The organism is Nonomuraea sp. NPDC005983 (assembly GCF_040614375.1).
In the GTDB taxonomy this organism is placed as follows: domain Bacteria; phylum Actinomycetota; class Actinomycetes; order Streptosporangiales; family Streptosporangiaceae; genus Nonomuraea.
On record NZ_JBEXUP010000042.1, the window covers coordinates 12,635 to 34,812 of the forward strand.

The 22,178-nt window shown below is 70.2% G+C and carries 23 protein-coding genes and 1 riboswitch; of the genes, 13 read left to right on the forward strand and 10 right to left on the reverse strand.

Translation table 11 applies throughout. From position 1 onward, the window contains the following. Nucleotides 1-94 precede the first annotated feature (94 nt). Nucleotides 95-208: riboswitch (TPP riboswitch) on the forward strand. Continuing rightward, entirely contained in the window at nucleotides 199-1,533 is a 1,335-nt protein-coding gene (locus ABZ297_RS19905) for a cytosine permease (protein WP_355347870.1), read from the forward strand. It overlaps the preceding riboswitch by 10 nt. Here ABZ297_RS19905 and ABZ297_RS19910 read toward each other — a convergent pair. Continuing rightward, nucleotides 1,499-2,071, reverse strand: coding sequence for a methylated-DNA--[protein]-cysteine S-methyltransferase (locus ABZ297_RS19910; protein WP_355347873.1), 573 nt, complete (start codon nucleotides 2,069-2,071; stop codon nucleotides 1,499-1,501). The genes ABZ297_RS19905 and ABZ297_RS19910 overlap by 35 nt on opposite strands. Before the next feature lie 86 nt (nucleotides 2,072-2,157). Between ABZ297_RS19910 and ABZ297_RS19915 the strand changes: the two genes are divergently transcribed. Together ABZ297_RS19915 and ABZ297_RS19920 are read left to right on the forward strand one after the other, a co-directional pair. Beyond that, nucleotides 2,158-4,026, forward strand: coding sequence for a PAS domain-containing sensor histidine kinase (locus ABZ297_RS19915; RefSeq protein ID WP_355347876.1), 1,869 nt, complete (start codon nucleotides 2,158-2,160; stop codon nucleotides 4,024-4,026). A gap of 136 nt (nucleotides 4,027-4,162) precedes the next feature. Next, nucleotides 4,163-4,600, forward strand: coding sequence for an ATP-binding protein (locus tag ABZ297_RS19920; RefSeq protein ID WP_355347879.1), 438 nt, complete (start codon nucleotides 4,163-4,165; stop codon nucleotides 4,598-4,600). Nucleotides 4,601-4,608: 8 nt separating this feature from the next. Here ABZ297_RS19920 and ABZ297_RS19925 read toward each other — a convergent pair whose 3' ends face one another. The 3 genes from ABZ297_RS19925 to ABZ297_RS19935 are packed head-to-tail and all read right to left on the reverse strand — an operon-like array spanning nucleotide 4,609 to nucleotide 5,695. Then, the gene (locus tag ABZ297_RS19925; RefSeq protein WP_355347882.1) at nucleotides 4,609-5,250 is read right to left on the reverse strand and encodes a membrane protein insertase YidC; all 642 of its coding nucleotides are present in this window, start codon (nucleotides 5,248-5,250) and stop codon (nucleotides 4,609-4,611) included. A 50-nt stretch (nucleotides 5,251-5,300) separates the two neighbouring features. Further along, a complete protein-coding gene (locus ABZ297_RS19930; protein ID WP_355347885.1) occupies nucleotides 5,301-5,525 on the reverse strand; it encodes a DUF6412 domain-containing protein in 225 nt (74 codons plus the stop codon). Further along, nucleotides 5,522-5,695, reverse strand: coding sequence for a hypothetical protein (locus ABZ297_RS19935; protein ID WP_355347888.1), 174 nt, complete (start codon nucleotides 5,693-5,695; stop codon nucleotides 5,522-5,524). The genes ABZ297_RS19930 and ABZ297_RS19935 overlap by 4 nt, the downstream gene beginning before the upstream one ends. Before the next feature lie 104 nt (nucleotides 5,696-5,799). Between ABZ297_RS19935 and ABZ297_RS19940 the strand changes: the two genes are divergently transcribed. Both ABZ297_RS19940 and ABZ297_RS19945 read left to right on the forward strand, forming a co-directional pair. After that, nucleotides 5,800-6,498 carry a response regulator transcription factor gene (locus ABZ297_RS19940; protein ID WP_355347891.1) on the forward strand — a complete coding sequence of 233 codons (699 nt, stop codon included), beginning with the start codon at nucleotides 5,800-5,802 and terminating at the stop codon, nucleotides 6,496-6,498. Beyond that, a complete protein-coding gene (locus ABZ297_RS19945; RefSeq protein WP_355347894.1) occupies nucleotides 6,495-7,658 on the forward strand; it encodes a HAMP domain-containing sensor histidine kinase in 1,164 nt (387 codons plus the stop codon). The genes ABZ297_RS19940 and ABZ297_RS19945 overlap by 4 nt, the downstream gene beginning before the upstream one ends. Before the next feature lie 253 nt (nucleotides 7,659-7,911). On the opposite strand, the gene ABZ297_RS19950 is transcribed toward ABZ297_RS19945, so the two are convergent. Beyond that, nucleotides 7,912-8,313 carry a hypothetical protein gene (locus ABZ297_RS19950; protein WP_355347897.1) on the reverse strand — a complete coding sequence of 134 codons (402 nt, stop codon included), beginning with the start codon at nucleotides 8,311-8,313 and terminating at the stop codon, nucleotides 7,912-7,914. A 221-nt stretch (nucleotides 8,314-8,534) separates the two neighbouring features. Here ABZ297_RS19950 and ABZ297_RS19955 point away from each other — a divergent pair, with 221 nt between their 5' ends. The 3 genes from ABZ297_RS19955 to mptB all read left to right on the forward strand — a co-directional run bounded on the left by ABZ297_RS19955 (nucleotide 8,535) and on the right by mptB (nucleotide 11,561). Continuing rightward, a complete protein-coding gene (locus ABZ297_RS19955) occupies nucleotides 8,535-8,882 on the forward strand; it encodes an STAS domain-containing protein (protein WP_350809782.1) in 348 nt (115 codons plus the stop codon). A gap of 64 nt (nucleotides 8,883-8,946) precedes the next feature. Beyond that, on the forward strand, nucleotides 8,947-9,669 hold the full coding sequence (locus ABZ297_RS19960) for a glycosyltransferase (protein WP_355347901.1): 723 nt from the start codon (nucleotides 8,947-8,949) through the stop codon (nucleotides 9,667-9,669). A 263-nt stretch (nucleotides 9,670-9,932) separates the two neighbouring features. Continuing rightward, entirely contained in the window at nucleotides 9,933-11,561 is a 1,629-nt protein-coding gene (gene mptB / locus ABZ297_RS19965; protein ID WP_355347903.1) for a polyprenol phosphomannose-dependent alpha 1,6 mannosyltransferase MptB, read from the forward strand. Here mptB and ABZ297_RS19970 read toward each other — a convergent pair. Further along, the gene (locus ABZ297_RS19970; RefSeq protein WP_355347906.1) at nucleotides 11,461-14,061 is read right to left on the reverse strand and encodes a hypothetical protein; all 2,601 of its coding nucleotides are present in this window, start codon (nucleotides 14,059-14,061) and stop codon (nucleotides 11,461-11,463) included. The two genes, mptB and ABZ297_RS19970, sit on opposite strands and share 101 nt — an antisense overlap. Before the next feature lie 166 nt (nucleotides 14,062-14,227). Here ABZ297_RS19970 and ABZ297_RS19975 point away from each other — a divergent pair, with 166 nt between their 5' ends. From ABZ297_RS19975 to serS, 4 genes are read left to right on the forward strand one after another with little or no spacing between them, the layout of a single operon-like run. Further along, nucleotides 14,228-15,493 (forward strand): glycosyltransferase 87 family protein, encoded by a 1,266-nt coding sequence (locus tag ABZ297_RS19975; protein WP_355347909.1) that lies wholly within the window; start codon nucleotides 14,228-14,230, stop codon nucleotides 15,491-15,493. Nucleotides 15,494-15,539: 46 nt separating this feature from the next. Further along, nucleotides 15,540-15,932 carry a DUF4446 family protein gene (locus ABZ297_RS19980; RefSeq protein ID WP_355347912.1) on the forward strand — a complete coding sequence of 131 codons (393 nt, stop codon included), beginning with the start codon at nucleotides 15,540-15,542 and terminating at the stop codon, nucleotides 15,930-15,932. A 41-nt stretch (nucleotides 15,933-15,973) separates the two neighbouring features. Then, nucleotides 15,974-16,894: a prephenate dehydratase gene (gene pheA / locus ABZ297_RS19985; RefSeq protein WP_355347915.1), complete on the forward strand. Its 921-nt coding sequence runs from the start codon at nucleotides 15,974-15,976 to the stop codon at nucleotides 16,892-16,894. A 41-nt stretch (nucleotides 16,895-16,935) separates the two neighbouring features. Next, on the forward strand, nucleotides 16,936-18,198 hold the full coding sequence (gene serS, locus ABZ297_RS19990; RefSeq protein WP_355347918.1) for a serine--tRNA ligase: 1,263 nt from the start codon (nucleotides 16,936-16,938) through the stop codon (nucleotides 18,196-18,198). A 46-nt stretch (nucleotides 18,199-18,244) separates the two neighbouring features. Here the strand turns inward: serS and ABZ297_RS19995 are convergent, their stop codons facing one another. Next, nucleotides 18,245-19,228, reverse strand: a complete 984-nt coding sequence (locus ABZ297_RS19995; RefSeq protein ID WP_355347921.1) for a hypothetical protein — start codon at nucleotides 19,226-19,228, stop codon at nucleotides 18,245-18,247. A 214-nt stretch (nucleotides 19,229-19,442) separates the two neighbouring features. Further along, entirely contained in the window at nucleotides 19,443-19,646 is a 204-nt protein-coding gene (locus ABZ297_RS20000) for a cold-shock protein (RefSeq protein ID WP_043619750.1), read from the reverse strand. 250 nt (nucleotides 19,647-19,896) lie between these two features. On the opposite strand from ABZ297_RS20000, the gene ABZ297_RS20005 reads away from it, so the two are divergent. Next, complete coding sequence (locus tag ABZ297_RS20005; RefSeq protein ID WP_355347924.1) at nucleotides 19,897-20,673, forward strand: HAD family hydrolase; 777 nt, start codon at nucleotides 19,897-19,899, stop codon at nucleotides 20,671-20,673. Here the strand turns inward: ABZ297_RS20005 and ABZ297_RS20010 are convergent. Next, on the reverse strand, nucleotides 20,664-21,176 hold the full coding sequence (locus tag ABZ297_RS20010; protein ID WP_355347927.1) for a bacterial proteasome activator family protein: 513 nt from the start codon (nucleotides 21,174-21,176) through the stop codon (nucleotides 20,664-20,666). The two genes, ABZ297_RS20005 and ABZ297_RS20010, sit on opposite strands and share 10 nt — an antisense overlap. Before the next feature lie 5 nt (nucleotides 21,177-21,181). Then, a complete protein-coding gene (locus ABZ297_RS20015) occupies nucleotides 21,182-22,138 on the reverse strand; it encodes an NAD(P)H-quinone oxidoreductase (protein WP_355347929.1) in 957 nt (318 codons plus the stop codon). Nucleotides 22,139-22,178: the final 40 nt, after the last annotated feature.

Here is a 22,178-nt window from a genome sequence, read left to right on the forward strand (position 1 = left end):
AGCGGGCGCAGGGGAGTAGCCGGGGGTGGGGTAGTTGAATGCGGGCGAATGGTGCATCATTGGGGCGCGAGCTGGGGTGATCGCAGCTCGTTACACGTCCAACCGCGGGAGCTCGGGGCTATCGGGCTGAGAGGGCGACTGGAAGCCGTCGCCGACCGCATGAACCTGTCCGGGTAATGCCGGCGTAGGGAGTGTGCGATGACGCATGGCGTCAACGAAGTTCCGCTGACCCTCGACGAGGCTCCCCCGAAGACCCTCGGCGTGCTCGACCAGGGCGCGCTCTGGGCCAACCTCGGGGTCAGCCTCCTCGGCTTCTCCGGCGCGCTGTTTCTGCTCGACCCGCTCCAGGGCACGCCGCTCAGCCTCACCGCGGCGCTCGTGGCGGCGCTCGTCGGCAGCCTGATCGGCACGGCCATGGTGGGCCTGGCGGCGGTGCCGGGCACGCAGACGGGGCGTCCCGCGATGGTGCTGCTCCGCGGCCTGTTCGGGACGCGGATCTCCTACGTCCCGACTGTGCTGAACATCGTCCAGATGCTCGGCTGGGGGGCGTTCGAGCTGTGGGTGATCGCCAAGGCGGCTACGGCGATCTTCGGGACCTCCGTGCCCTACCAGGTGTGGGTGATCGCCGCGGGCGTGCTGACCACCGCGCTGACGATCTGGCCGCTCGGCGCGATCAGGCTGCTGCGCAGGTACGTCACGGCCGGCGTGATCGTGGCGCTGGTCTGGTTCGCCGTGGTCTTCCTGAGCAAGGCGCAGCCGCAGACCGGCGGGTCCTGGACGGCCTTCGCCCCCGCCGTCGACTACGTGATCGCGCTGTCGGTCTCGTGGGTGCCGATGGCGGCCGACTTCGCCAGGCACTCCCGCTCCAGCCGCGCCGCGTTCACCGGCGTGGTCGGCGGCTACACCCTGGCCCAGGTGGCCTGCCTCGGCCTCGGTGTCTACGCGGTGGCCATCGCCGGGGCCGGCGCGGTCTTCCAGGACAGCACCGCCGTCTTCGAGCCGTTCATCGCGGCGCCGCTCGGCGCGCTGTTCTTCGGCATCCTGGTGCTGCGCGAGACCGACCAGTCCTTCGCCAACGTCTACTCGACCACCGTCTCCCTGCAGAACCTCATGCCCAGGGTGGACCGGCGGATCTTCTCCACCGCCATCGGCGTGATCACGGTCGTCATCGCCCTGATCGTGGACGTGACCTCGTACGGGGCGTTCCTCGGCGTGATCGGCGCGGTCTTCGTGCCGATGTTCGCGGTGCTCGCCGTCGACTACTTCCTGCTCGGCGGCTCGACCTGGTGGAACACCGCCGAGGACGCTCCCGCGCGGTGGTCCATGGTGCTGCCCTGGGCGCTCGGCTTCGTCGCCTACTGGCTGACCACCTCGACCCCCACCCTGAAGGCCTGGGACGCGTTCTGGGCGTCGGCCCGCGAGGCCATCGGCTTCACCAGGCAGCCTTGGATGAACGGGGCGCTCGGCGCGGCGGTGGTGGCCGCGCTCGTGACGCTGCTCATCGGGCTACTGAGGCGCGCCTCTCGACGTTGAGCAGGTGCTGCTTGGCGGCCACGCCCCCCGCGTAGTCGCCGAGCCCGCCGTCGGCGTGCACGACCCGGTGGCACGGCACGATCACGCAGACGGGGTTGGCCCCGACCGCGTTGCCGACCGCGCGCAGCGCGCGCGGCCTGCCGATGCGCTCGCCGATCTCCTCCAGGGTCGTGGTCGTGCCGTACGGCACCGCCATCGTCTTCTGCAGCACCGTACGCGCGAAGGGCGTGGCGAGCGCCAGATCGACCGGCGTGGCGAAGGTGCGCAGCCGGCCCGAGAAGTACGCGTCGAGCTCCCTGCGTACCGGGTCGAGCCTGCCGGGATCGGGGCCGACGAACGTACCGACGTGCCGGATGATCTGCTCGAACACCCGGTTCTCCGGCTCGAAGCTGCACGCCGCGAGGCCCTTGCCCGTCACGGCCAGCACCAGCCTGCCGACGGCTCCGTCGTAGGTGCCGAATGCGATGTCGGGCGGCGCCTCTCCGCGATATGTGGAGGAGGTAACCCGCAACAGGGCATCGAGGTCATTGCTCGACATACCCTCACCCTCCTCGGAAAGCCGTGACCGCAGCGTATCGGACGGATCGCCCGTCGGCGGCACGACGCCACAGGCACTATGGAGGTGTGGGGGACTACAGGGCCAGTAGTGACCAGGAAACAGCAAGTGCGGTACTCGCCAGTTCGCCCAACGCGGTGGTCGCGCTCGACAGGGACCAGACCGTCCTCGTCTGGAACCTCGCCGCGGAGCGGCTCTTCGGCTGGACCGCCGAGGAGGTGCTCGGCCGCAGAGTGCCGATCGTCCCGGGCGAGCTGACGGCGGAGCACAACGCGGTGCTCGAACGCGTGCGGACGGGCGGGCAGGTGTCGCTGCGCACCAAACGGGTACGCAGCGACGGCACCGTGCTCGACCTGCGGGTCGACATCAGCGCGCTGCGGCAGGGCAGCTCGGTGGCGGGGTACGTGTGCGTCCACCACCTGGCCGAGGCCGACGAGGCCGCCGGGCAGCGCATGGCCCGCCGCGCCCGGCTGGTGCGCAGGCTCACGGACGTGGTGGGCGACATCAACGCCGAGCTGGAGTTGCCGGCGGTCCTCGACCGCATCTCCGCCAGCCTGACCGAGCTGACCGGCGCCGACGCGGGCGGCTTCGTGCTCATCGAGGGCGACCTGCTCCGGCTGGTCAGCACGTACCAGCTACCCGACTCGATCAGAGGCACCGTCACGGACCTGCACACGAGCCTGGTCGGCAAGCTTTTACGTACGGGCAAGACCGTCATGCTGGAGTCGCAGGGGCTCGACGAGCTGGTGTGGGCCGAGCTGAGCGGCCTGCACACGATCGCGCTCGGCCTGGCGGCCGTCGGCGGCCGCCCCTACGGGGCGCTGTACGCGCTGTTCGCCAGGCGCAAACCGGGCCATGTGGAGCTGGAACTGCTGGAGCTGCTCGCCGGGCACGCGGGTATCGCCGTCGGCAATGCGATGGCCTACCAGGACGCGGTCCGCCAGCGCGCGCACGAGCGGGCGATCTTCGACGCCAGCGCCGACGGCATCGCCGTGCTCGACGGCGCCGGGCGGGTGCTGCGCTGGAACCCCGCCGCGGCCGAGATCACCGCCATGCCCGCCGACTCCGTGATCGGCGGGCACCCGCCCTTCCCCGTGCCGGACCCGGGCGAGAAGCTGACCTTCCAGCTCGACACCGGCCGCTGGCTGGACGTGGTCAGCGCGCGTATCGAGGAGACGGGCGAGCTGGTCGTCGACTTCCGGGACGTGTCCACGGCCAAGGCGCTGGAGGAGGCGAAGGATCTGTTCCTGGCCACCACCAGCCACGAGCTGCGGACCCCGATCACGATCGTGCGCGGGTTCGCGAGCACGCTCGCCGCACGCTGGGACAAGCTGAGCGACGACGAGCGGCGCTCGGCCGTCCACACCATCGCCGAGCGGTCCAGGTCGCTCGCGCAGCTCATGGACCACCTACTGCTCGGCGCTCGCGCGGGTGCGGAGGAGCCGGCCGTGCGGGTGGAGACGTTCGACCTGGCCGAACGGATCAGCGCGGCCACGCTCGGCCTGCCGGTGCTGTCCGACAGGCACCGGGTGGAGGTGCGGGTCCCCGACGGCCTGCCGCCCGTGCGGGGTGACGCGCTGGCGACCGACATCGTCCTCGGGCAGCTCCTGGAGAACGCGTTCAAGTACTCGCCTGAGGGCGGCCTGATCGGCGTCCAGGCCTGGGCGGAGGACGGCACGGTGATCGTGGTGGTCGACGACGAGGGGGTCGGCATCGCGGCGCACGACCGCGAGCGGATCTTCGAGCGGTTCGTCCAGGCCGACAGCGGCGACCGCAGGAGGTTCGGCGGCGTCGGGCTCGGCCTCTACATCGTGCGTAGCCTCGCCAGGGCCCAGGGCGGAGAGGTGAGCGCGCATCCGCGCCCCGGAGGGGGCACCAGGATGAAGCTCGTCATGGGCCGTGCTCCCACTATCGGATCCGACACACCGATGCGGTAACGAGGTGGTCACGGATGCGCTGATCTATCGTCCAATGTGTACAAGCTGTGATCGAGATGCGGTTTCTGGGATTGAGTAACGGGGCATTTCGGTCGTACCGGGGTGTGTTCCCACGGGGGGCACTGGGAGCGGGGAGGTGGGTGTGTCAAGCGTGGTGCTGCTGCCGTACGCGCCGTCCAGTGTCGCCGTCGCCCGCCAGCGTCTAAGTACTGACCTGCAGGATTGCGGGGTTTTCGCCCCAGCGATCGACGATGCCGTCCTCGTGGTGAGCGAGCTGCTGAGCAACGCCCTGAGGCACGCGCATCCGCTGCCCTCAGGGATGGTCAGGGTGGCCTGGCTGCGAAGCGAAGATCATGTAGAGGTGGCGGTGAGCGATGGCGGTGCGGCGACCGAGCCGCGCGCGTCCCGCCCCACTCTGTCCTCCCTCGGCGGACGAGGGCTGGGCATCGTCGAGTACGTCGCGGAGAGCTGGGGAGTCCGCCACGAGGGCGACACCACCACGGTGTGGGCGATCCTGCCCGCCCCCAACGGAAAGATGAACGGGCAGGTCCACGCCCTGAGAGAGGCCGGGTAGCCGCGGTCTCAGAGCGGCCGGGCGGCGAGTACGGCCCGCTCCCCGGCCGTCCACGCCGTGGAGACGAGCAGGTAGAGCGCGGCCGCCAGCGGGAGCACCGTCGCGGCCAGCACGGCCCCGAACGGAAGCAGCGGCAGCAGCCTCCGCACGAGCTCCGGCTGCTCCTCGGAAACCTTGATCCTTCGGGACGCGAACCAGGCCACGACCGCGATCAGCACGATGACCACCGCAAAGACCAAAACCGGCCAGCTGACCAGACCGAAATTAGCCACGACACCCGCGACCTGTTGGCCCAGTGGAGCGCCGAAGAGCTGGTGCCCGGCCAGCGCCGTGGGATGCGTGGCCACCCGGAAGATCAGCCACATGAACGGCGCCTGCGCCAGCCCGGGAAGGATCCCGGCGAAGGGCGAACTGCCCTCCTTCGCGTAGAGCGCCGACATCTCCTTGGACAGCCGCTCCGGACTGCGTCCGTACCGCTTCTGCAGCTCCCGCAGCTTGGGAGCCAGCCGCTCCTTGACGCGGGCGGCACGCGCCTGCCTGACGCCGAGCGGCAGCAACAGGACCCGGACGGTCAGGGTGAACAGCACGATGCCGAGAGCGGCGTTGCCGCCCGACACGCCGATGACGAATGTGACGAGAGAATCGATCATGAGCCCTTCGATCAGGAGATGGGATCGGGGCTCGTGCGCAGAGCCCCGCTTCAGCCGGAAGCGGGGCGCGGTGACGGAGCTCTCGGACGCGGCCTCCCGGCCGCGTCGGGGTCACGCTGACGCTGGAACGCCGTACGCCTGGCGTAGACCAGCGGAAAACCGGGCCGCGCCGTGCCGCTCACAGGCAGCAGGGTCGCGGCCCACGTGGCCAGCAGCAGGATCGCCACCATGGTGACGCCCACCAGCCACGGATCGAACAGGAACAGCGTCGTCACTGCGACGAGGACGACTTACCGACCATGGTGACCGCGATGAACACGAGCAGCGCGACCACTCCGATGACCAGTGCGATCTTCAACAGCCCCACGACCATGGGGAGGATGAAGTTGAACAACACGAACAGCGCCAGAAGGGCGCCGATAACGAGCATGACTACTCGACCCATGTGCCCACCGTACGTCCTGCGGACATGATCCGCGAGGCTTACGAACCAATGACGTCGGTGTCGGTTCCCCTTCCCCTCGTCAGGGCCCGCCGTACGGTGAGAAGGTGAACACCCGCATCCTGGTGGTCGACGACGATCCGACCGTGGCGGAGGTCGTCGCGCGGTACCTGGAACGCGACGGACACGAGGTCGAGTGCGTGGGCGACGGTGCCGAGGCGCTGCGTCGCGCGCTGGCCAGGCCGCCCGACCTGATGGTGCTCGACCTGATGCTGCCCAAGATCGACGGCCTCCAGGTGTGCAAGAAGCTCAGGGAACGCTGGCCGGTGCCGGTGATCATGCTGACGGCGCTCGGCGAGGAGATCGACCGCGTGGTCGGCCTGGAGACCGGCGCCGACGACTACGTGACCAAGCCGTTCAGCCCGCGCGAGCTGGCGCTGCGGGTCCAGTCCGTGCTGCGCCGCGCCAGGGGCGCGTCGGTCACGGGCGGCACGGGCGTGCTGCGCGACGGCGACCTGGTGGTGGACGTGGGCGCACACGAGGTACGGCTGCGCGACGGCGCGGTGATGCTGACCGCCCGCGAGTTCGACCTGCTCGCCTACCTGATGCGCAACCCCAGGCAGGCCTTCAGCCGGTCGGCGCTGCTGAACCAGGTGTGGGGGTGGTCGTTCGGCGACTCGTCCACCGTGACCGTGCACGTCAGGCGGCTGCGGGAGAAGATCGAACCGGACCCCACCGAACCGCGGCGGATCGTCACGGTCTGGGGGGTCGGGTACCGGTACGAGCCGCTGGAGACGGAGCCGTGACCGCCGTGGCCGGATTCGCGGCTGCCGGCTTCGCGTCCGCCGGAGACGGAGGTGTGGCCGCGCAGGCCGCGATGGACGACCTCGGGATGATCATCGCGGTCACCGCGGGGCTGGGGCTGCTCGTGGCGATCCTGGGCGTCGCGGTGATGTGGTGGCTCCGCACCCGGTCGATCGGGGTCATGCTCGCGATCGTCATGGTGGTGGCGATCGCCGCGACGCTCGCGGGGGTGGTGGCGATCACGCTGAAGATGATCATCGACGGCCCCGTCCGGGACATCGTGCTCAGCGTGGTCGCCGTCGGCGGCCTGGTCGGGCTCGGGGTCGCGTACGTTCTGGCCAGACGGGTGGTGGGGGAGAGCAGGCGGCTCGTCGCCGCGGTGCGCGACCTGCCCTTCACCGCGCCGCGCGGCCTGCCCGCCGAGCTCCAGACGATCGCCAACACCCTGGAGGAGGCGTACGCCAGGGAACGCGCCCTGGAAGGCGCCCGCCGTGAGCTCGTCGCCTGGGTCAGCCACGACCTGCGCACCCCGCTCGCCGGGATGCGGGCCATGGCCGAGGCGCTCGAAGACGGCGTCGTCGCCGACCCGCACACCGTCGCCCGCTACCACGCCCAGATCAAGCTGGAGGTGGAACGCCTGTCAGCCATGGTGGACGACCTGTTCGAGCTCTCCAGGATCCACGCGGGCGCCCTCCGTCTCTCCCCGTCCAAGATCGGCCTGGCGGACCTGGTCGCCGACACCCTCGCGGGGGCCGAGCCGCTGGCCCGCGCCAAGGGCGTGCGCCTCTCGGCGGAGGCGGCCGAGGCGGTTCCCGTCACGGCCGACGCGGGCGCTCTGAGCCGTGCCCTCGGGAATCTCGTCGTCAACGCCATCAGGCACACGCCCTCGGACCAGACCGTCGTCCTCCGGGCGGCCGTGGACGCGGGCATGGCCTGCCTGTCGGTCACCGACTGCTGTGGAGGGATCCCCGAGGAGGATCTTCCCCGGGTGTTCGACGTCGCCTTCAGGGGTGAAACGGCCCGTACCCCCACCCTGGACGGCGGCGCCGGCCTCGGCCTGGCCATCGCCCAGGGCATCGTCGAGGCGCACGACGGCGTCATCGGCGTGGTCAACGACGGTCCCGGTTGCCGCTTCGAAATCCGCCTGCCCCTGGTGACCTGACGTCCGGCCCTGCCACCCTGCCCTGCCACGTGGCCCCCAGCCCGACCACGCCGCCCGTCGCCGCTCCTCGCCCGGCCACGCCAGGACGCCCGCCCGGCCCGACGCCGTCCCGCCCAACTACGCCACTACGCGTGCCCAGCCCGCCACCGCTTCCGTAACCGCGCGTGCCCAGCCCGACGCCGCTTCCGGCGCAACCGCGCGTGCCCCCTCACCTGGCCGCGCGAGGGCGCTCAGCCAACCCCGAACCGTCCAGTCAGAGCGACTCCGAGAGGGAGGTGTCGCGGGCGGTGCTGAACGACTCCGACATCGCACGAAATGTCGGGCACGGCCATCGCCACATGCAGCTCCGGCACCGCAGGATCGGATGCGCGGAGTCGCTGGTGATGCCGCCGGCGTCGCGGGGCTGGTGGAGGTCGAGCAGCCGCAGCCCGAGCTCGGCGAACGTCAGCAGGTCGTCGCGGGCGCCGGCGAGGAAGTCGAGGTCCTCCCTGGCCAGCCGGGTGTGGACGGGAACGTAGCCGTCGTGGTTCACCAGCTCGCGAAGCCGTCCGGCCTCGTCGTGCCACGAGGCGGCCTTCCCCGTGCGGATGAGGATGGCCTCCAGCCTCTCGCGGAGCTGCTGACGCTGGGGATCTTCAGGGTGTTCTCTGTTCATCGATGCGCGGGCCCGTGCTCTCGCCCCGCCCCTCCCTCTGGATGAAGTGGCGACCGGTGCGGAGGTTTCCGGGCCTCCCCCTTGCCGGCCTGGCCGGTGTCACGCTGTCAAGCTTCGCGTACTCTCCGTTTCCGTGGAGCCTAAACGGGGGACAAAAACCTGTCGTTCGCCTATCGGCGAGAGAACGTGACCGGAAGCCGTCGCGCCGCTAGCCTGCCCATGTGGAGCTCAAGGTCTCGACTCGATCACATGCCGGCCATGCACTTGTTGCGATCGCCGGTGAAATCGACCTCTATACGGCACCCCATCTGCAGGCGGAGTTCACTCGGCTGTTGCAGGACGGGCCCAGCCGCGTGGTCATCGACATGTCCGCCGTGGATTTCTGTGACTCCACGGGGATGAACGTGCTGCTCTCAGCACTCAAACGGATCAAGGAGCAGGGCGGCGTCCTCGACATGGCCGCGCCCCGCCCCGCCGTACGCAAGATCCTGCAGGTCACCGGGCTGGACTCGGTGTTCACCGTGCACGACGAGGTGCCGCAGGAGTTCCTTATCTCCGACAAGTCATGACACCACCTATCCGAATCAGCGAACGGCCGACAGCCAAGGCCGTTCGCGGAACAGGCGAGCAACGGTGAGCGATGTAGCGGTCATCATCCCCGCCAAGGACGAGGCCGATCGCATCGGCCCCACCGTGACCAGTGCCCTCGCCCTGCCCGGCGTGGACCTCGTCGTGGTCGTCGACGACGGCTCGACGGACCAGACGGGCAGGGTGGCGAGGGCCGCGGGCGCCAGGGTGGTACGCCACAGCCGCAACAGGGGCAAGGCGGCCGCCATGGAGAGCGGCGCGGAAGCCGTCCGGCTCCTCGACACCGACACCGCCCGCCACCTGCTCTTCCTCGACGCCGACCTGGGTGAGACGGCCAAGGCGGCAGCCGCCCTCATTGAGCCGATCCGCTCAGGTGCGGCCGACATGTCCATCGCGGTGTTCGCGACCCGCGTGAAGCTGGGGGGCCACGGCATGGTGGTCCGCCTCTCCAGAGAGGGCATCCGCCGCGCCACGGGCTTCACCGCGTCCCAGCCCCTGAACGGCCAGCGCTGCCTGACACGCGACGCCTTCGAGGCGGCCCGCCCGCTCGCGCACGGCTTCGGTGTGGAGACCGGCCTGACGATCGACCTGCTGCGCAAGGGGTTCCGAGTGGTGGAGGTCGAGGTGGAGATGGCCCACAGGGCCACCGGAACCGACTGGCGCGCCCAACTGCACCGTGCCAGACAGTTGCGGGACGTGGCCCTCGCTCTGGCGACCCGCGAGCCGCTAATCGCCCAAAACCTCAACAAACTCCGCCCCAATCGGTAGCCAGTCGCCGCCCAAGCAACACCCTTCGTTCTTCAACCCAAACCCCACCAACACCCCCTACCAACGACCGCCCCACAAACGAGCCTTCCTCGCTGCCGGCAACCGCGTTCCCGCAACGCCTGCCCACCCCCCACTCACCACGTCGCGGCGCCTCCTCACGACCGCGCCCGCCCCGGAGCGACCCGGTTGGCCGAGGGGCTCCAGTTATCCACAGGCCCCCATGCTGGGGTTTGACGAGCAGCTGAGTGTGCTGGAATTTGCGGGTGACTTCGGAGAAGCGGCGCGGATGGGCGCCCGACTGGCTCGCCAGGGCGGCAGTGGCAGCGATCGGCGTCTCGATCCTGCTGACCATCACGATCGGCCTCCTCGGCCCATCGGCCGCGGTTCCCGCGCTGAGCGGCCCAGCCTGGCAGCCGCCGTACTCCCTGAACGCACACGCGGCCTCGCACCTGGTCGTCGCGCTCGCCGCAGCCGCGATCATCGTCGGCGCCCTCGGCCTGCTCGCCGCCCTGGCAGCGACCAGCTCGCCGACCAGTACCTCGGTGCCCGCCTCCGATGGCGCCCACCACATCGACCTCACGTCGAAGGCGACGGCGCACGGTCCGTCCGGAGCCGGCCGCACACCAGTGGTCTCACAGCGGCGCGAGCAGGCCAGGGGCGGCCCTTGGCGGCCGAGCGCCCAGGTCCTCGTGCTCATCGGATGCGTCGCAGCAGGCGTGCTCGCCTTCCTGCCCCCTTCGGGCTCCGGCGATCACCTCAACTACGCCGCCTACGGTCGCATGGTGACGCTCGGCGTCAACCCGTACACCACCGGCGCAGCCGACATGCCGGGCGATCCCATCGCCGACGCGGTGGAAGCCCCTTGGCGTGAAGAGCCGACCGTCTACGGCCCCGTGGCGACGGCCGTGCAGGCCCTGGCCAGTTTGGTCGGCGGCGACTCGCTCCGGCTGACCATCTTCGTGCTCGCCCTGTTCAACGCCGCCGCCTTCATCGCCACGGGTCTGCTGATCGACCGTTTCACCAGAGACGATCCCGCGAACCGCCTGAGGGCCGCGCTGCTGTGGACGGCCAACCCGCTCCTGCTCTACCAACTGGTCGCGGGAGTGCACGTCGACACCCTGGCCATCGCCTGTATGGTCGCGGCCCTGGTGGCCAGGGCCCGCCCGATCCGATCCGGCGCCCTGCTCGGCCTGGGCGTCGCGATAAAGGTCAACGCCGGAATCGTCGCGCTGGGCCCGGCCTGGGAGCTGCGGCGGCGACCAGGACGCCTGGCCCTGATGGCAGGCACCGCCCTGGCGGTGGTGGTCGTCGGCTACGCGATCGCCGGCCCGGAGGCGATCGGCCCCGTGAGCCGCACCAGCAAGTCGATCTCGCTCGCCTCGTTCTGGAGGTTGGTCCAGGGCTGGCTGCAGTCGATCGTCGGCACGGGCAGTGCCTACCGGGCGGAGATCCAGGTCGGCTCCCTGCTCGTCCTGGCCCTGGTGGCCTGGGTCCTGTTCCGCCTCGCCTCCCGTGCGACAGCTGCCGCCACGGTTCGCGCCGAGCTCGATGCGCCGCTCGTCGCGGCTGTGCTGGTCGTCGCCTATCTCTTCGCGACGCCGTACGCGCTGCCCTGGTACGACGGGCTGGCGTTCGGGGTGCTGCCACTCGTGGCGGCCTCCGGGCTCAACCGGTCCACGCTGTCCACGCTCGACCGGTTTGTCGTGCTGCACCTGCTTGTGCTGTCGCTCGGCTACCTCCCGGCGCGAGTCGGCGTGCTGCCGGAGAACCTCGCGTGGCTCACCACCGTCGTCAGGGCTCAGGTCGTTCCGTGGGTGCTGCTGGCGCTGACTGTGGCTCTGGTGTGGTGGGCCTGGAGAGCTGGAGGGCGCGTACACAGGCGGCGAGCGTGAGCGGCACCGCCACGGTGAGCGCCATGGCGGGGATGGCGATGCCCGAGTCGTTGATGAGGAAACCGATGAAGGCGCAGGTGAGGGCGCCGAACAGGCCCGCGCGCAGAGCTGGGGCGAGCTTGTAGGCCTGCCCGAGCGCCGACGCCCCCCACCGCGACGGGCGGTCCAGCACCAGGAAGAGGAAGGCCAGCGCCACCAGCGACAGGAGGGTCAGCGACCAGTTCCCGATGGTGACGCCGACCATGGCGCTGAACTTGCGGCCGACGACGGTCCAGGCCTGGCCGTCGATGATCTGCTGCACGAAGGTGCCGAGGTGGGTGCGTTGCGCGTCCGGACGTAGCCAGTCGAACACCGCGATCGCGCCGATCAGCACGGCGCCCGCCACCGCCACCAGCAGCAGCTTCACCACCGAGACCCGACGACCGGAGAGCAGGATGAGGAACACCGCCAAGCCGACCACGAAGGCCGGAACGCCGCCGAAGTCCGCGCCCCACGACGGCCACCCGTCGGCGAACACCGCCAGGCCGCCGTACAAGGTGCACACCAGCAGCACGAGAGGCCGCGACGTGCCCTTACCGAGCAGCCACTGGGCCACTCCCGCCAGGCCGAGGACGGTGCCGGTCGCGTAGATGGCGAAGGCGATGTTGCTGAAGCCGTAGAAACGTCCACCGGTGACGGGCTCGTACCCGGTGACGGCGTTCACCTGGAGCGTGGAGCCGGTCATCACGTCGACGAGCAGGGCGAACGAGGTGATGAGCGCTACCACGGTGAGCGGTCCGAGCACGTGCGCCCGCCACGGGCCGGCGAACGCCAGGGCGGTGATCAGTCCGGCGATGCCGAGAATCGTGACGATCAGGGCGAGCATCGGCGCGGGAAGGCTCCACCAGGGCACCAACTGCGCGAGAAAGGTGGAGATCGCGATGGCGCCGCTGAGCACGGCCACGACCTGCACGGCGACCAGCAGCCTGGACGCGCTCGCCAGCTTGCCCCCGTCCGTGACGGCGCCGGAGCCTGCCGGCGAGCCCAGGAGCGAGGTCCCGGGGGTCCGCTCCGTGGAGGCGGCTGGGCTACCGGAGGGGGCCTCCGTCACCGAGGCGGGCGACGGAGGTGCTTCCCCTTCGGGGGTTTGGGGTGTGGATGCGGTCGAGCCTGCGGTGGGGGTGTTGGCGGACGTGGAGCGGCGGCGGCGGAGGGCCAGGGCGGCGAAGGCGTAGAAGAGGAGCTGGACCGTCACGAAGACGGCGAAGAACGGGCCGCGGACGTCGCGGAGGACCTGGCTGGCGAGGTCCGTGTCCGACAGTTCCGTCACCGTGTCGGTGGGGGTGGCGGGGGCGGAGCCGTCGTTGAGCCAGGCGCGGCCGACCACGGCACGGGGGGCGTCCAGGCCCAGGAGCTGGATCGTGGTGGCGGTCAGGTCGGTGATCGTGACGAGGGCGTCCTGGCGGGTGGAGGTGGCGGTGAGGTAGCCGTGCCGGTACGGTCCGCCCGCTGGGGAGGGGCCGGTGGCGATCGCGACGTGCAGGTGCGCGGCCGGGGTGATGTCCGAGACTCCGGCCACCAGGATCGTGGTGTCTGACGGCAGCTTGCCGAGAAGGGCGCCGACGCGGCGGTCCGCTTGGGTGGCGGCTGCCTGCCTGGTGGACGGCGAGACAGGGGTCGGGACACCGTACTCGTCGAGTGGTTGGCGGGACCAGGCGGTGGCGAGGTCGCCCGCGTCCAGGACGATCAGGTTGTAGGGGGTGAGGTCGGTCAGTGAGTCGGGGCTGTCGGCGTATTTGGCGATATTTCCGGTCTTGTCGGCGGCGGCGAGCGCGGCACCAGGGCCGACCGCGGCCACCTTGCCACCCGCGTCCGTCACGAGCTGACCGAGGGTGCCGAGCTGGGCGTCGTAGCCGGTGCCGCCCTGGTACGCGGCCAGCTGGGCCCAGCCGGGAACGGCCGCGCCCTCGCCGTTCGGCTGAGGAGCGGGGGCAGCGGGGCAGCCTCTGCCCGCCGTGCCGGATCGCTGCCCCGCCGACACTGTGAGCCACCCGGCCACGGGGCAGGTGACGCCCCGGTCGGGGGGCGGCACGGCCCTGGTCGAGAGGGAGGCGGACGCGCCTTCGGTGACGAGCTTCCACAGGTTCGGGGTGCGTGACCGGTCCAGGTCGCTCCACTCCAGCCCCGGGACACCGATCAGCGCGACACGTCCCCGCGCGGTCGCCCCGACCCGGGCGCCCTGCTCCCGGGAGGCGATCGGGGCATTGCGGCCGCCCGTCACCGGGCCGAGGTGGGTGGTCAGCGTGGTGTGCTCACCTGCTGCGGTGTTGAGGGATGTGCTCGCGGTGGCGTGGTCGCCCATCGACGTGGTTGTGCCGGTCAGGCCGGTGTGCTTGCCGGACTCGGTCGCCGTGTGGACGTGTTCGGCCGTCGCCGCGCCGGCTGGGGTCGTGCCGGGGAGCGTCACCAGGGCGAGGCCCAGCGCCAGCGCGGCCATCGCCCGCGTGGCCATTGCCCGCATGCCCGGCCGCCCTCGCGTGGGTGCTGGCCGTGCGTGGCCTTCGTGCGAGGCGAGACGTGAGGGGCGAGAGGGCGGGTTTGCGGGCTCGCCGACGGTGACCCCTGGCATGTCCGAACCCCCGCATGTGCGTCCTCGACAAACAACAGCCACGGTAGCCTGCCACATCGTGGCGAGTGTCGAGGTGCGGACGATCCGGCGGCAGTGGTGGGCGTGGGCGGTCGCGGTGCTGGTCATCGTGGTCGCGGTCGTCCCGCTGGTGCGGGAGTGGCTGACGAACCCGGACGACCAGCGGCTCGTCGACCTCGACGTGTACCGGACCGGCGGCCAGATGATCCTCGAAGGCCGCCCCGTCTACGGGTTCTTCACCCCGGCCCCGCAGCTGCTGCCCTTCACCTACCCGCCGATCGCGGCGCTGCTGGCCGTGCTGCTGGCAGAGATGCCGTGGGTGACGGCTCAGTGGGTCTGGACGGCGGGCGTCTTCGTGGCGCTGGGCGTGGCCGTCGGATTCTCGTTCAGGCAGGTCCTGGGCAGGCAGGCGCCGGGCGGGCAAGTCCTGGGCAGGCAGGTCCTGGGCAAGGAGGCGCCGGGCAGGGAGGCGCTGGGCAGGCACGCGCCCTGGTTGTTCGCCTTCCTGATGGTCGCGTGCGCGTACCTGATGCCGATCAGGGACCAGGTGCGGTTCGGCCAGATCGACATCCTGCTGGTCGCGCTCTGCCTGGCTGACTGCGCGGCCAGGCGGCCGTGGTGGCCGCGCGGGTTCCTGATCGGCCTGGCCACGGCGATCAAGCTGACGCCGGGCGTCTTCCTCATCTACCTGCTGGTGACGCGGCAGTGGCGGACGTTCTTCATGGCGTCGTTCGTCGCCGCCCTGCTGACGTTGCTGCCGTTCGCCATCATCCCGCAGGACGCCGCCGACTTCTGGTTCTCCGCGCTGCTCGACCCGGAGCGGCTGGGGGCGAACGCGGCGACGACGAACCAGTCGATCCGGGGCATGCTGATCCGGCTGTACCTGCCCGACGGGCTCACGGTGGGCCTGTGGGTGGTGCTGGTGGCCGTGGTGGGCTGGTTCGGGTTCCGCGCGGCGCGCGACGCCTACCGGGCGGACGATCCGGTCACCGCTGTCGCGCTGGTCGGGCTGATGGCCGCGCTGCTGTCGCCGGTGGGGTGGATCCACCATCTGGCCTGGGTGGTCGTGGTGCTGGGGGCGATCGTGGGCGACGGCCGCGATCCGGTCAGGCTGCGGGTGGCCGCGGGGGTGTGGCTGTTCTTCGTGGTGCCGATCCCGTGGTGGGGGGTTGCGCTGAAGGCGGCGGACATCCCGGTGCTGAGCCCGGTCCTCGGCAAGATCGTCCAGGACGGGTTCGGGCTGGGGGCGCTCGGCCTGGTCTGGCTGCTGGGAGCGTGGTTGCCGAAACGGCGGGGAAGCCTTTAGCCGAGACGTTACCCTCTGTGACGTACTGGTTACCGTATGGGTCATCGTGGGGGTCGTCGCCGGGGTCACCGGCGTGGTCATCGGCCATCAGGCGCTGCGAGGTGCGAAGGCCACGGCCGAGGAGTGCCGGCAGCTGCTCACCACGCAGTCGAGCGAGGGCAGGAGCGATCTGAAGGCCATCCGCGACGTGGCCGTCTACCGCTACGACGCGCTGAAGGAGATGACGGGCAGGCTCTCGTTCTCGGTGGCGATGATCAACGCGTTGGGCGACGGCATCGTCCTGACCTCGATCAACGGGAGTTCTGAGACCCGCACGTACGTGCGGTCGGTGGTGAGCGGCAAGGGGGTGCAGCCGCTGTCGCCCGAAGAGGAGGAGGCGGTTCGCGCGGCCAGGCTGGGGCTCGGGCCGCATTTCACCCCGCAGCCGATAAAGCGCTGAAAGGTTCGCACGACGCGCCAACCTGCGGATACTCTGTACGCATGCCCAGACTCGCCTATCTCGGCCCTGAGGCGACCTTCACCGAAGAGGCCCTGCGGCTTTTGGAGCCGGAGGCCGAGCGTCTGCCGTGCGCCACGGTCAGCGCCGCGCTGAACGCCGTGCGGAGCGGTGAGGCCGACGGCGCCGTCGTCCCGCTGGAGAACTCGCTGGAAGGCGGGATCACCTCGACGCTGGACGAGTTCGCCTGGGGCGAGCCGCTGCTGATCACCGCCGAGCTGCTGCTGCCGGTGCAGTTCTCGCTGCTGGCCCGTCCCGGCACCGAGATCGGGCACATCAAGCGGGTCTACACGCATCCCGCGGCGATCACCCAGTGCCGCGCCTATGTCGCGCGCGAGCTGCCCGACGCGGTCGTGGTGGCCGCGCCTTCGACGGCCGCCGCGGCGCAGGAGGTGTCGCTGCCCGGGTCGCCGTACGACGCGGCCATCGCCGCGCGCATCGCGGGCGAGCGCTACGGGCTGGTGGAGCTGGCCAGGAACATCGGCGACCGCGCCGACACCGTCACCAGGTTCGTCAAGGTGAGCAGGCCGGGCGCGCTGCCCGAGCCGACCGGGTCCGACCGCACCACGCTGGTGGTCTTCCTGGCCGACGACCACCCGGGCGCGCTGCTGGAGATGCTGACGGAGTTCTCGGTGCGCGGCGTCAACCTGACCCGGATCGAGTCGCGGCCCACGGGCGACGGCATCGGCCGCTACTTCTTCCACTTCGACTTCGAGGGCCACGTGGCCGACGCCCGCGTCGGCGAGGCCCTCTCGGGGCTGCACCGCATCTGCGGCGAGGTGCGTTTCCTCGGCAGCTACCCGCGTGCCGACGGCGTCGCTCCCCAGATCAAGCGGGGTACGGCCGACGCCGAGTTCGCCGAGGCGGGCGACTGGCTGGCGCGAGTCCGCGACGGTCGGGTTTAATCGAGGGGCGTTCGGCGGTTCCGCGCCGGTAGCCTTTCCTTGTGATTGACCTGCGTACTCTTCGTGAGGATCCCGACCGGCTACGGGCTTCGCAGCGTGCCCGCGGCGAGGACGACTCCGTCGTCGACACGCTGCTCGACCTGGACGAGCGCCGCCGCGCCGCGCTGACCTCGTTCGAGTCTCTGCGTGCCGAGCAGAAGAGTTTCGGCAAGTCGGTCTCCAAGGCGCAGGGCGAGGAGAAGGCCGCGCTGCTCCAGCGGGCCAAGGATCTCGCGGCCCAGGTCAAGTCCGCGGAGGCCGAGGCGGAGAAGCTGGCGGGCGAGCTCGACGACGTCCTGCAGACGGTGCCGAACCTCGTCGAGGAGGCCGCGCCGCACGGCGGCGAGGACGACTACGTCGTGCTGGAGACCTGCGGTGAGCCGCGCGTGTTCGACTTCGAGCCGAAGGACCACCTGGAGCTGGGCGAGCGGCTCGACGCCATCGACATGGAGCGCGGGGCGAAGGTCTCGGGCTCGCGGTTCTTCTTCCTCAAGGGCGTCGGCGCGCGCCTGCAGCTCGGGCTGCTCAACATGGCCATGCAGCAGGCGATCGAGTACGGGTTCGTCCCCATGATCACTCCGGTGCTGGTGAAGCCCGAGACCATGCAGGGAACCGGCTTCCACGTCGCACACGACAAGGAGATCTACCGGCTGCCCGAAGACGACCTGTATCTGGTCGGCACGTCCGAGGTGCCGATGGCGGGCTACCACGCCCACGAGATCCTCAACGGCGACGAGCTGCCGCTGCGTTACGCGGGCTGGTCGTCGTGCTTCCGCCGCGAGGCGGGCTCGTACGGCAAGGACACGCGCGGCATCATCCGCGTCCACCAGTTCGACAAGGTGGAGATGTTCTCCTACGTCCGCCCGGAGGACGCGAGCGAGGAGCACCAGCGGCTGCTCGGCTGGGAGAAGGAGATGCTGCAGCGGATCGAGGTCCCGTACCGCATCATCGACACGGCGGCGGGTGATCTCGGCATGTCGGCCGCCCGCAAGTTCGACTGCGAGGCCTGGATCCCGAGCCAGGGCCGCTACCGCGAGCTCACCTCGACGTCCAACTGCACGGAGTTCCAGGCCCGCAGGCTGGGCGTGCGCTTCCGCGACAAGGACGGCAAGCCGCAGCACCTGGCCACGCTCAACGGCACGCTGGCCACCACCCGCTGGATCGTCGCGATCCTGGAGAACCACCAGCAGGCCGACGGGTCCGTGGTGGTTCCCGAGGCGCTGCGTCCCTACGTGGGGCTCGATGTCCTGGAGCCGACCAAGTAGGCGGGCGTGCGGCGGGCGTCGCGCCTGATGCGCCCGACGCCCCCGGCTATCGCGCCCGAGGCGAGCACGACGGCCACCGCGACCGCGGCGGCGTACGACGGCGGCACCCCCACCGACCAACCCAGGAAGGGCAGGTACGCGCCCGCGTAGACCAGCGGCGCGGGATGGCGACCCTGCTGGGCCGGGCGCGTCCGGCGATGGCCAGGAGGCCGCAGACCACCACCGCGAGCGCGGTCAGACCCAGACCGGCGGCCAGCTTGGTCGGGTCGAACCCGAGAACGAACTGCCCTTCCGGGGCCTCCAGCAGGACGTAAAGCCCGAAACACCCTGCCGTCGCGAACACCGTGAAAGCGGGGTAGTACCGGCGTAGCCCGGTGGCGACGGACCCCAGCAGCATGGCCACGGCGAGGACGATCGCGACGTTGCGCTCCGGATCGAGGACGCCGTCGTCGTCCTCGATGGACGCGAGCGGCCCCGGCCACCCCACCCGCCGCCACTCGCCGGACGTCTCCCGCACCACGATCCCGTCGAGCCCGCCGGCGACCACGACCACGTGCCCACCGGGCCTCGCCTGCACAGCCAGAGCCCGCGGGCGCACGCCCGGCGCGTAGCCGTACCGCCTGGCCAGCCACTCGCGCCTGTACTCGGGCTGCTCCCAGGAGTCGCGCCAGGTGCGCTGCCGAACCCACCACGCCACGGCGAGCGCGGGCAGCGCGAGGAGGAGGTCCGTGGAATCGGCCAGGACGCGCGAGGGACCCGCCAGCAGGCTCCATACCTGGGAGGCGGCGTCAGCGCCCGTCTCCGTGGATTTCACGACCGCGAAGAGCGCACCCGTCAGCAGGACGGCCACCGCGTCGGCGCGGCGCCGGAAGAGGAGCGCGACCAGGGGCGGCGCCACGACGAGCCCGGCCACGTCGCTCAGCTTGCCGGTGACGAGCCCGGGCCAGGCCTGTTTGAGCAGGTGGTCGTTGAGCAGCAGCACTATCACCGCGACCACGGTCGCCGGGTGACATAACCATGCGTACCTCATATATGAGGTGATGCTTAAGAAAGAGGGAGTGTTCGTCCGGACGTGTGAGTCGAGTCACATCTGTGACTGGTCCGACATTTCCCCAGAAGTTGGTAGCGAGATGGTTACGTGTCGTTCGCACAATGGTTCACCGTGTGTCACGGGCGCTGTACGGCCGGAGACGCGAAAGACCGGAGTCCGCTGGAAGCGAACCCCGGTCTGTCTCGCTGCTACGTCAGATAGCCCGAACCTGCGAAGCCTGCGGCCCCTTCTGGCCCTGCGTGATCTCGAACTCGACCCGCTGCCCGTCTTCAAGGCTGCGGTAGCCGTTGCCGACGATCTCGGAGAAGTGCACGAACACGTCCGGCGCACCGCCGTCCGGGGCGATGAAGCCGAAGCCCTTCTCAGCGTTGAACCACTTGACGGTTCCCTGAGCCATAAAAGCTCTCCCTCAGGATGTGAATCTATGGGACCCACACCTCGTGGGTCCCGGTGTGTCGTACAGCAAGCACCCGGGGTGGCTCAGACAAAGTCATGCTGGTTTTCACTACGGGATCAGCTAATACAACGCCATCACATCTAACACCATTCTGGAGCGTTGGTGTTCCCGTCGGTGCGAAGATTTCTGAGCGTCGGCATGACCGGGCAAACTGGAACCTGTTATGCACAGCCTTCCCACGCCACGTCTTGTGGCCACCGACCTCGACGGTACCGCGCTGCGGACAGACGGAACCGTATCTCCACGCACCGCTGCCGCCTTCGCGAAAGTCGAGGAATCCGGAGCGATGCTCGTCTTCGTCACAGGCCGCCCACCTCGCTGGATGGGCAGCGTGGTGCGTGCCGTACGGCATCGTGGCGTGGCCATCTGTGCCAACGGCGCGCTGATCTACGATCTGCATACCGAACAGATAGTTGAATCTCACCTGATCGAGGTCGAGGTGCTCGAGGAGGTCATCGCTCAGCTTCGAGCGAACGTCCCCGAACTCGCATTTTCGGTCGAGTACGAAGGTGGTTTTGTGCACGAGTCGGAATACCGGCTCGGCGGGTTGGACAGCAAGGCGCCCCACGAGGTGGTGGTTACGTCCACGTTGGCGGCCCGCCCGTGCGCCAAGCTGCTGGCCCTGCACCCGGAAATGGACCCCGACCGCCTGCACGCCACCGTCCACGATCTGGTGGGCCATCTGGTGACCCCCACGCACTCCAGCGGCAGAGGGCTGATCGAGATGAGCGCGCGCGACGTGACCAAGGCCACGGCGCTCGCCGCGCTGGCCACGACGCACGCAATCACGCCGTCGCAGGTCGTGGCGTTCGGCGACATGCCCAATGACCTGCCCATGCTGGCCTGGGCAGGGCGTTCGTACGCGGTCGCGAACGCGCACCCCGACGTGCTGGCGGCGGTCGACGACGTGACGGCCGCCAACGACGACGACGGCGTGGCCCGAGTACTCGAAGAGCTCTACAGGTAGGGCCCCGACCCGCCGTGCGGCCGCTGCTGCTCGTCGCCCGGCACCCCTGGAAGCGCCCTGCGCATCTGCTCAAGCTGGGCACGGGCGGCCATCTGCTGCGCGAACAGCGTGGTCTGGATGCCGTGGAACAAGCCTTCGAGCCACCCGACGAGCTGGGCGTGCGCGATGCGCAGCTCGGCATCGCTGGGGGGCGCGCCGTTCTCCTCGGTGAAGGGCAGCGACAGCCGCTCCAGCTCGTCGACCAGCTCGGGCGCGAGGCCGTCCTCGAGCTCCTTGATGGACGACTCGTGGATCTCCTTCAAACGCTTGCGGCTGGCCTCGTCGAGCGGGGCCGCACGGACCTCCTCCAGAAGCTGCCTGATCATGCTGCCGATGCGCATCACCTTGGCGGGCTGCTCGACCAGGTTCGTGACCGATCGTTCGTCCTCGCCGTTATCGCCCTGGCCTTGGAAGTCCGGGCCGACCACCACGATGTGGGGGGTGTTGTTGTCCTCAGCATTCATAAGACTCACCGTACTAGCAGGATCTTCCCGACGTGCTCCCCAGATTCCAGCATTCGATGAGCTTCCGCGGCCTGCTCCATCGGCACCTCGGCGTACACGACCGGACGGACCGCGCCCGCGCTGACCAGCGGCCACACGTTCTGGACGACGCTGCGCACGATCACCCCCTTCTCCTCGACGGGGCGCGAGCGCAGCGCGGTGCCGTGCACGGACGCACGTTTGGCGAGCAGGGCGCCGAGGTCGATCTCGGCTTTGCTGCCGCCCTGGAGGCCGATGATCACCAGCCGCCCGCCGGTGCGGAGTGTCTGGATATTTCTGGACAGGTAGCTGGCGCCGATGATGTCGAGGATCACATCGGCCTGCACTTTTTCCGCAAAATCTTCCTCGCGGTAGTCGATGACCTCGTCGGCTCCCAGCTCGATGAGCCGCCGCGCCTTCTCCGCGGACCCGACCGTCGTGACCACCCGCGAGCCCAGCGCCTTGGCGAGCTGGACGGCGAACGTGCCGATGCCGCTGGCCCCGCCGTGGACCAGCAGCGTCTCCCCCTTGCGCAGCCTGGCCAGCATGAACACGTTGGACCACACCGTGCACGCCACCTCGGGCAGCCCGGCCGCCAGCAGCAGCGGGACCCCCTCGGGCACCGGCATGACCTGCTGCCACGGCACGGCCACCTTCTCCGCGTACCCGCCGCCCGCCAGCAGGGCGCACACCTCGTCACCGGGCGTGAACTGCTCGACGTCCGTGCCTACCTCCACCACGGTGCCCGACACCTCCAGGCCCGGATACCGCGGCACGCCCGGCGGCGGCTCGTAGAACCCGCGGCGCTGGAGCACATCGGCCCGGTTGACCGCGGAGGCCGCCACCTCGATGACGACTTCGTCCTGGTCGGGACGCGGATCGGGCACCTCCTGCCAGCGCAGTGCCTCGGGCCCGCCGAACTCGGTGATAACAACGGCTCGCATGTCAACCACGGTAGCGGGGCAAGGAAGTTGAGGGTTGCCT

What these genes read in the sequence shown, in the direction of transcription:
- ABZ297_RS19905 (WP_355347870.1), top strand. Translation starts at nt 199, where the DNA reads ATGACGCATGGCGTCAACGAAGTTCCGCTGACCCTCGACGAGGCTCCC.
- pheA (WP_355347915.1), top strand. Translation starts at nt 15,974, where the DNA reads ATGCCCAGACTCGCCTATCTCGGCCCTGAGGCGACCTTCACCGAAGAG.
- ABZ297_RS19950 (WP_355347897.1), bottom strand. Translation starts at nt 8,313, where the DNA reads ATGAACAGAGAACACCCTGAAGATCCCCAGCGTCAGCAGCTCCGCGAG.
- ABZ297_RS19970 (WP_355347906.1), bottom strand. Translation starts at nt 14,061, where the DNA reads ATGCGGGCAATGGCCACGCGGGCGATGGCCGCGCTGGCGCTGGGCCTC.
- ABZ297_RS19910 (WP_355347873.1), bottom strand. Translation starts at nt 2,071, where the DNA reads ATGTCGAGCAATGACCTCGATGCCCTGTTGCGGGTTACCTCCTCCACA.
- ABZ297_RS19995 (WP_355347921.1), bottom strand. Translation starts at nt 19,228, where the DNA reads ATGAGGTACGCATGGTTATGTCACCCGGCGACCGTGGTCGCGGTGATA.
- ABZ297_RS19925 (WP_355347882.1), bottom strand. Translation starts at nt 5,250, where the DNA reads ATGATCGATTCTCTCGTCACATTCGTCATCGGCGTGTCGGGCGGCAAC.
- ABZ297_RS20000 (WP_043619750.1), bottom strand. Translation starts at nt 19,646, where the DNA reads ATGGCTCAGGGAACCGTCAAGTGGTTCAACGCTGAGAAGGGCTTCGGC.
- ABZ297_RS19935 (WP_355347888.1), bottom strand. Translation starts at nt 5,695, where the DNA reads ATGGGTCGAGTAGTCATGCTCGTTATCGGCGCCCTTCTGGCGCTGTTC.
- ABZ297_RS20015 (WP_355347929.1), bottom strand. Translation starts at nt 22,138, where the DNA reads ATGCGAGCCGTTGTTATCACCGAGTTCGGCGGGCCCGAGGCACTGCGC.
- ABZ297_RS20010 (WP_355347927.1), bottom strand. Translation starts at nt 21,176, where the DNA reads ATGAATGCTGAGGACAACAACACCCCCCACATCGTGGTGGTCGGCCCG.